The sequence below is a fragment of the Streptomyces sp. NPDC029296 genome, assembly GCF_055569255.1.
Map to the genome: position 1 here is coordinate 27,998 of NZ_JBVHXT010000062.1, position 7,981 is coordinate 35,978.

At 70.1% G+C, this 7,981-nt stretch carries 7 protein-coding genes; all 7 read right to left on the reverse strand.

The genetic code is table 11. The features are described 5' to 3' along the window. Positions 1–139: 139 nt before the first annotated feature. Entirely contained in the window at positions 140–883 is a 744-nt protein-coding gene (locus tag ACZ4W9_RS37100) for a thioesterase II family protein (protein WP_467943453.1), read from the reverse strand. A gap of 17 nt (positions 884–900) precedes the next feature. Then, a complete protein-coding gene (locus ACZ4W9_RS37105) occupies positions 901–1,908 on the reverse strand; it encodes a DMT family transporter (RefSeq protein WP_467943455.1) in 1,008 nt (335 codons plus the stop codon). Continuing rightward, positions 1,895–2,551 carry an alanyl-tRNA editing protein gene (locus ACZ4W9_RS37110; RefSeq protein ID WP_467943457.1) on the reverse strand — a complete coding sequence of 219 codons (657 nt, stop codon included), beginning with the start codon at positions 2,549–2,551 and terminating at the stop codon, positions 1,895–1,897. Before ACZ4W9_RS37110 ends, ACZ4W9_RS37105 begins: the two co-directional genes overlap by 14 nt. Before the next feature lie 79 nt (positions 2,552–2,630). Further along, on the reverse strand, positions 2,631–3,587 hold the full coding sequence (locus ACZ4W9_RS37115) for a chlorinating enzyme (RefSeq protein WP_467943459.1): 957 nt from the start codon (positions 3,585–3,587) through the stop codon (positions 2,631–2,633). Positions 3,588–3,657: 70 nt separating this feature from the next. After that, the gene (locus ACZ4W9_RS37120) at positions 3,658–3,927 is read right to left on the reverse strand and encodes a phosphopantetheine-binding protein (RefSeq protein ID WP_467943463.1); all 270 of its coding nucleotides are present in this window, start codon (positions 3,925–3,927) and stop codon (positions 3,658–3,660) included. A gap of 4 nt (positions 3,928–3,931) precedes the next feature. After that, the gene (locus tag ACZ4W9_RS37125) at positions 3,932–5,521 is read right to left on the reverse strand and encodes an amino acid adenylation domain-containing protein (protein WP_467943465.1); all 1,590 of its coding nucleotides are present in this window, start codon (positions 5,519–5,521) and stop codon (positions 3,932–3,934) included. Between the two features lie 1,080 nt (positions 5,522–6,601). Then, a complete protein-coding gene (locus ACZ4W9_RS37130) occupies positions 6,602–7,375 on the reverse strand; it encodes a calcium-binding protein (protein WP_467943467.1) in 774 nt (257 codons plus the stop codon). Positions 7,376–7,981: the final 606 nt, after the last annotated feature.

The following is a 7,981-nucleotide window of genomic DNA, read 5'->3' on the forward strand; positions in this document are numbered from 1 at the left end:
CCCCCCCCCCCCCACCCCCATCCCCCCCCCCCCCCCCCCCCCCCCCCCCCCCCCCCCCCCCCCCCCCCCCCAAACCACCCCCCCCCCCCCCCCCCCCCCCCCCCCCCCCCCCCCCCCCCCCGGCCCGGAGTCCCTTTCCTCAGCGGGAGGAGACTTCCCCGCCCGCCGCCGGGGCGGCGACCGGCCCGGCCGATGCGTCCGGCAGCCGCGCGGCGACGGCCCGGGCCACCGCCTCCGCCTGGTCGGCGACGTAGAAGTGGTCGCCGGGGAAACGCACGATCTCCGTGTCCGCCGCGGAACTCAGCCGCCATGCGTCCAACTGCTCGTCGGAGAAGAGGTCGTCCGCCCCGCAGCACACCACCAGATGGCTCTCCGTCGTCGTACGCCGCATGGTACGCACGAAGGAATCACACACGGCGAAGTCCGCCCTGAGGAGTCGCACCGCGTGCTCACGCAGCTGCGCGTTCTCCAGGATCTGCGGTTCCGGCCCCCCGAAGCGGGCCGCGACGCGCAGGACCTCCTCGTCGTCGGCATCGAGCGGATCGCCTTCGAAGAGCGGCCGTGCGCGCAGGGGACCGAGGTTCGCGGAGGCGAACAGGACCGAGCAGCGTGTCCGTCCCGGGGTCTGTTCCAGTCTCGCGGCCAGCGACAGACCGAGATAGGCGCCCATGCTGTGACCGAAGACCGCGAACTCTCCCGTCACACCGGCGTCCGCCAGCCGCTCGACGAGGTCGCTCACCGCGTCCTCGGCGGTGTGGACCGGTTCCTCCCGCCAGCGGCGGCCCCGGCCCGGCAGTTCCAGCGGGACCGGCTCCATCCAGGCCGGGAGCGATCGGACGAGCCCGTCGAAGACGCGGGCGGTCCCGCCCGAATGGTGGAGCATGACCAGCGGGTAGCGACTCACTCCGTGACCTCCGATGCGGGTGGGGATGAGCGCCGCCGGGCATCGACCCAACGTCCCAGATAGGCCGACAGCAGCACCAGCGCTCCTCCGGCCAATTGGGCCGGACCGAGGTGTTCGCTGAGCAATACGACCGCGAAGACCGCGGCGAAGAACGGCTCGGTGGACAGGACCAGGCCCACCCGAGTGGGGCTCGACACGCGCGCGGCGTGCAGTTGGGTGAGGAACGCGAACGCCGTGCCGGCCACGCCCAGGTACGCGATGACCAGCCATGCGTCGCCCGGCAGATGGGTCATCTCGTGCCAGGACCGCTCCGGCTGGACGAGCGACAGCAGCAGCCCGCCGAGCGCGACCACCCACAGCTCGATACCGGTTACCCGGATCAGTGACACCTCGCGGCCCTTGGACCGGGAACCGAAGAGCACGATCTGCGCGGCCCGGATGACGGCGGCCGCCAGGATGATCAGGTCACCGCTCCGTACCGAGAACCCCTGGTCCAGGGTGAGCAGCGCGCACCCCGCGAGGGACAGCAGCGTGAGCGGGTAGATGCTCCGGGCGACCCGCACCCGCAGGAAGACCCGCTCGATCAGCGGGACCAGCATCACCGACAAGGAGATCAGGAAGCCGGCGTTGGATGCCAAGGTGTAGCGGACGCCCAGGGTCTCCAGGGACAGGATGCCGAAGAGCAGGCACCCGAACAGGACGCCCAGCGACACTTCCTCGCGGGTGACCCCACGCCATACGCGCAAGGACAGGACCGTGATGACCAAGGCGCCCATCGCGAAGCGTAAGAACAGGAAGGCCGGGACGGAGATGAACTGCCCCGACCACTGCATCGCCACGTAGGTGGAGCCCCACACGATCGCCACGCCCAGCACGCCGATGTCGCTGAGCCAGGTCCTGGCCGGGCGCGCGCCGGGTGCCGCCGGGGCCGGGCCGGCGGGGACGGCTTCCTCGAGGGCTCCCGCCTCGGCGACGCTCTTCGCGGCACGGTCAGACGTGCTCAACGACGTACCCCACCTTCAGGACGCCGCCCTTGATCTTGACCGAACGCAGTGAGAAGCCGGTGAGCTGTCCGAGCGAGCCGACGTGGGTGCCGCCGCACGGGTCCTCCTGCAGGCCGTCGATGCCGATGATGCGCCGGTCGCCCTGCTCGGTCGCGTACACCTTGCGATCGGCCTCGATGGCCTGCCGGGTGCGTTCCTCCACCGTCGCCGCCAGCTGCTGGAGGTCGGGCTTGTCCCCCTCGCCGGCGTCGAACTCGATGCGCGCCTGCCCGGGGAAGTGGTTGCTCACCCGGTGGCGGAAGCCGAGCTGCCGCACGAACCCGTCCACGACGTGACCGCAGGTGTGGAGGGCCGCGTGGCGGCGGCGTGCCTCGGGGTCGATGGCACTGGTGACCTCGTCGCCGATCGTGAAGGGCCGCTCGCACGAGAGGCGTACGACGTGCTCGTCCGTCCCGGGCGCCTTGAAGGGACGCGCCGCAGTCTCGTCGACCGTTCCCACGTCGCTCGGCTGACCGCCGCCCTGCGGGTGGAAGATGTTGTCCTGCAAGGTGAGCCAGTACCCGAGCTCACCGCTTCCCGCATCGACCACACGCGTGGTGACGGTGAACCGGTACGTGTCCTTGAGGTAGATGTGGCGCTGCAACGAAGTCTCCGGGGAAGTCAGTTGATGGTGTGCTGGGGCGGCCCGTCCGGCGGGCCCGCCCCAGCAATATCACAGACCCTCAGAAGCGCCGCGGAGAGAAGACGTAACCCGTCTGGCTTTCCTTGGCGATGCGGTTGATGCCGTACTTGTCCTCACCGGCGACGACGACGGCGCCGTACTTGTCCAGCGGGATACCGCCGCCGTACTCCGCCACGGTCTCCGTCCCCGGGTAGACGTGCACCTGGGTGGGCACGTAACGGGCGGCGAAGCCCATGCGGTAGTCCTTGTTGCTGCCGGTGTGGGGCAGCGAGGCGTGCATCAGGGTCGACCAGAAGATCACGCACTCGCCCTTCTTCATCACCAGCGGGAATGCCTGTGATTCATCGGGCTTCCAGTTCGGGTCCTTCTGCAGCTGACGGTAGTCGTAGCCGAAGAAGCCACGCTTGACGCCGTCCTTCTCACGGCTGTTGATGGCGTTGGGGTCGTAGTCCATGGCCAGCGACTCGTCGTAGTTCATGTGCTTGTGGGTGCCGGGCATGAGCTGGAGGCAGCCGTTCTCCAGCGTCGAGTCGGTGAAAGCGGTCCACACGGTGATGGTGCCGCCGAAAGCGGGCCGGCCTTCCTCGGACGGCCACATGATCTGCGGCTTCTTGCTGGCGTTGGCGAACGTCGCCGCCTGGTGCCAGTCGGTCCCCTCGTCACCCGGGTACTTGGGGAAGAACTCCGTGCGCCAGCACAGGACGTCCGGCCCCAGGATGGAGACCACGCGGTCGACGATCTCCTCCCTCATGATGTGCTCGGAGAGCAGGTCGACGTCGAGGTGGCGGTCGTAGTTGGAGATGTTGGTGACAGCGCCGAGCGCGTCATCGGGGTAGATGGCGCGGGAGCGGTCCGGCAGCTGGCGCCGGATGGTGTTCCACCGCTCCTCCATTTCCTCCGGCTCGTAGATCTTGATGGGGCCGATGAAGCCGTCGCGCTCGAACTTCTCGAGTTCTTCGGCTCCGAGTCGGAAGTCCGTCTGCTCACTGGTGCTCATGCGTTCTCACCCTTCGATGTGGCCGGTACGCCGTGCGAGCGTTGCTGCGTCGGAGTTGTGAGGAAACGATTCAGCTGGTGACCGTGCGGGCGGCGAGGTCGGCGCCGGCCTCCGCGATGCTCGACTCGAAGAGCACCTTGATGTCGTATTCGGCGCCGAACTTGTCCTTCGCCCGCTGGCTCAGCTGCAGGGCGAGCATGGAGTGCCCGCCGAGGTCCAGGAAGTTGTCCTCCGGACGCACCTCGGGATCTTCCAGCAGTTCGGCGACCCACTCCAGGGTCAGCCGCTGCACCTCCTCGGTGCTCCCCGCCTTCGGACTGTGGCTCAGGGTTTCCGACATCTCGTCATCTCCTTTCGTCGAAGGCTCGGGCCACGGAGGCCCGGTCGGCCTTTCCGTTGATCGTGCGCGGCAGCTCGGGCAGCGCCAGATACTGCGAGGGCTGCATGTACGACGGCAGGACTGTCTTCACATGGGCGCGCAGCGCACGGGCGTCGGGTCCCGTGCCCTCCTCGGAGGCCTGTGCTGTGTAGGCGCACACCAGGCGGCTGTCGCCCGGTGCGAACTCGTGCACCCACACCACCGCGTCGACCACCGCGGGGTGCGTACGCACCGCGGCCTCGACATCGCTGAGTTCGATGCGATGGCCTCGGAGTTTCACTTGCAGGTCGGCTCGGCCCTGGTAGACCAGGTCGCCCCCGGCTCGCCGGCTGACCAGGTCACCGGAGTGGTAGTAGCGCGGCGGCGGCGCACCGCCGTCCTGCGCGGGACCGGTGGTGAAGCGTTCGGCGGTGAGTTCGGGCCGGTTGAGATACCCCTCGCTCACCTGCGGACCGGCCAGCCACAGTTCACCCGGCTCGCCCGGTGCGGCGTCCCGACCGTCGTCGGTGACGATCCGGTGGGAGAAGCCGGGCAGCGGCCGGCCGATGACCGAGTCCTCCGCTGCCAGGTCGTCCTCGGTCAGCCGGTGGAACGTGGCGTGCACCGTGGTCTCGGTGATGCCGTACATATTGATCAGGTGCGGCCGATCCAGGCCGAAACGCTTGGCCCAGGGGCGTACCACGGCGGGCGTGAGCTTCTCGCCGCCGAAGACGACGTAGCGCAGTTCCGGCAGGTCGATGCCCTCGCCCAGGACGGCTGTCGTCAGCGCGCCGAAGGCGGTCGGCGTCTGGTTCAGCACCGTGATCCCCCGGTCGCGTACGACTCGGGCGGTCTCGACGGGGGTGCGGGCTGTCCAGTACGGCAGGACGACCAGCTCCGCGCCGGTGCTCAGCGCACCCCAGATCTCCCAGACCGAGAAGTCGAAGGCCATGGAGTGGAAGAGCAGCCAACGGTCGTCGGCGGAGAAGGAGAACAGGCGGGAGGAGGCCTCGAAGAGAGCGGTGACATTGCCGTGCCGGACGGGGACCCCTTTGGGGCGTCCCGTGGTGCCGGAGGTGTAGATGATGTAGGCGACGTCCTGCGGCCCGGGACGCTCGGGCCCGGCGTCCTTGATCGCTTCGCGGTCCCGCAGCGCTGCCACGTTCTCCTCGGTGATGAGCGGCCCCGTGTATTCGGGAATGTCCCCGGGGTCTCCCACCAGCGCGACCACCTGGCTGTCGGTGACGATAAAAGCGTTGCGAGCGGGTGGGTTGCGAATGTCGAGCGGAACGTAGGCGGCGCCGGCGTGGAGGATTCCCAGCATGGCGGCGATCGCGTTCGCACCCGGCGGCATGCGCAGTGCGACACGATCGCCCTTCCGGACGCCGGCGTCGTGAAGAAGATCCGCGAGACCCTCGGCCCAGGAATGGAGGAGGCCGTACGAGAACTTTTCGTCGTCGATATGGAGAGCCGTGCGGTCGGGCATTTCCAGAGCTGCCCTGGAGAACAAGTCCACCAGCGTCGTGCCGAATTCCGAATGTTTTGGCGAGGGATACTGGTTCTTCTTTTCGGACACAATGGCTCCATTGTGTAGATGGCCGAATCCACCAGTCCAACGTGGCCCGAAGTCGCACTACATCGTTACATGATTGATGTCTGTCCGGACCTCGCCGTAGATAAATGTGATCTTAGTTACATGTGATCGTCAAGGGTTTGGATACTCTGGCCGAACCTACCTCTTGACAAGGAATCGGAGCCTGTGGATCCGGCGGGGGTTGACGAGAAACGGCCCACTTAACAAAAGGGGCTATGTCGCCTAAATGCCGGCCGGTCACCGCTGTCGCCTCATGAGCACCGCATGTGCGCGGCCCGGGAACCACCGGCCATTTCTTCGTCGGCGCCGAGGTCGTCCCGGCTCTGGCACACATCGGCGGCATGCCCGCCCGCCGCCTCGAACGGCCGCCGGACATCGGCGGGAACCGCGCGATTGATTCCGGTCACGGGCTCATCCCTCGCCGGGCGTACGGCCGGTGCCGCCGCCGACAGCTCTTCCCGGAGCCAACCCTTCCTTCGCCGAGTGAGTTGTCCCGGCGGAGTCTGGCGCCAAGCATGTCGGCGTCGACGGGACTGGCCGGATTGCACCTGCGGCGCATGGCCGGGCAGGCCCTCAGGGCCGGCGGGCGGTAATGCGGCGCCTCGCGGAACACCCAGGGCGGTCAAACGGTACGCATGCGCCCCATTGATCCGGCCGCTCACCCTGTCGATCAACGACAAAATCCGCACCGGCGGGATTTCGCATCGGCGTTGACGGCCTACGGCACTTCGCAGGCCGTTTCCCGCGCGCACCGGGTGGTGAATCCGGCGTCCGCGATCGCGGGAGTCTTCGGACGGGCCGGCGGCCGTGCCCTGCGCGAGCACGCGTCATCGGTTCGGACACCGGGAAGCCGGAGTGATTCGTTGCCGGCGTGGCCGATGACGCGGGTGTACGGGGGTATCCACCCTTGGTGGTTGACGAGGCGGGGGGTGGTGGACGTCCGGTCGTGGCGGTGGGAAGGCGGGCAGGGTGGCGAGCGCGCGGTGGGGGGTGGCCTCCGGGTCTGCCGGGTCGCCGACGCCGGCCCGCGCGGTCACGGTCGCGCGACAGAGGGGGAAGTGCCTACCGGAGGACGACGTCGCGGCCCGGGCCGCCTTCGACGGTGTCCTTTCCGGGGCCGCCGCTGACCAGGTCGTCGCCGTCCTCGCCGTACAGCGCGTCGTCGCCGGGGCCGCCGAGGACGATGTCGCGGCCGTCCCCGCCCATGGCGTGGTCGTCGCCCGGGCCGGCGTACACGGTGTCCGCACCGCCGTACGCCTCGATCATGTCGTCGCCCCGGCCGCCCCACAACCGCTGGCCGCTGTCGTCGCCCATCAAGTGGTCCATGCCGTCGCCGCCGTCCAGGACCACGCGCCCCATGACCATGTCGTCCCCCGCGTCGCCCCGCACCGTGTGCGCGGTGTGCGCGTGCAGTTCGTCGTCGCCGGAGCCGCCGCGCACGGTGCCGACCGCGGGGTCGCTGGTGACGATCGTGTCGTCCTGGTCGCCGAGGAAGACATCGATCCTGTCCGGCCGGGGGCTGTCGGTGGGCAGTTCGCAGACCACGAAGGTGTCGTCCCCGGGCTCGAGGTACGCACAGTGGTCGCCGGGTTCGAGCGGCACCGCGTCGCGGAAGCCGACCCGCCGGACCCCGGCGCCGAGGTCCATGGGGATCACGTGGAGGTCGTTGGCCTGCCCCGCGGCGGCGGTGAAGGCGATCGACTGGGTCGCCCAGTCGGCGCCGACACGGGCCTTCGCCCCGGTGGCACCGGGAGCGGCGGCTGCCGGGGCGGCGGCGAGGCCGGTGGCGAGCAGGGCCACGGCGACCGCGCGGGCGCTGGTTGCGTGTCGGTTCATGGGGCCTCATCTCGATGCGGCGACCGGTGGGTCGGCCGGCTGGGCGGCGTTGTCGCCGGGGACTGGCGAGGGACCGTGACGGAAGTGCCCGCGTGACCTCCGGGGCGGGACCCGGCGAGGGCGACGTTCTTGATGGTGTACCGGCCCTCCGGGGTGGGGGTCGACGTGTTCCGCTGCCGCGTCTCCCCGGCGTGCGGCAGGCGCGCGGAGAAGGCGCGGGGCATGCGGGCGGCGCCATGTCCGGAGGGCCGAGGGTGCGTTTCGCCGCGAGCTCGTGGTGGGCCGGCCGAGGGGGACGCCCCGCGGCCGTCGCACGAGAGGAACACGGTGTCCGGACGAACTGCGAGGAGCCCCGGGCGCGCGGCTGGGTCCGGGTCGCCCGATGGCCGCCCGCCGTCCCCGGTTCGTCCCGGCGCGGGCGCGCGGAGGGGGCAGGCCGGCTCGGCACGTCGGCTGCCGTCGTCGCACCCACCCTCTGGCACGTACTCGTACGCGGTCGTGGGGGGGGGGGTGGGGGGGGGGGGGGGGGGGGGGGGGGGGGGGGGGGGGGTTCGGGGGGGGGGGGGGGGGGGGGGGGTGGGGGAGAGGAGGGGGGGGGGGGGCCGA

Bases quoted from the DNA above. Each gene is read 5' to 3' on its own strand.
- ACZ4W9_RS37115 (WP_467943459.1), bottom strand. From the start codon at position 3,587: ATGAGCACCAGTGAGCAGACGGACTTCCGACTCGGAGCCGAAGAACTC.
- ACZ4W9_RS37100 (WP_467943453.1), bottom strand. From the start codon at position 883: ATGCTCCACCATTCGGGCGGGACCGCCCGCGTCTTCGACGGGCTCGTC.
- ACZ4W9_RS37120 (WP_467943463.1), bottom strand. From the start codon at position 3,927: ATGTCGGAAACCCTGAGCCACAGTCCGAAGGCGGGGAGCACCGAGGAG.
- ACZ4W9_RS37130 (WP_467943467.1), bottom strand. From the start codon at position 7,375: ATGAACCGACACGCAACCAGCGCCCGCGCGGTCGCCGTGGCCCTGCTC.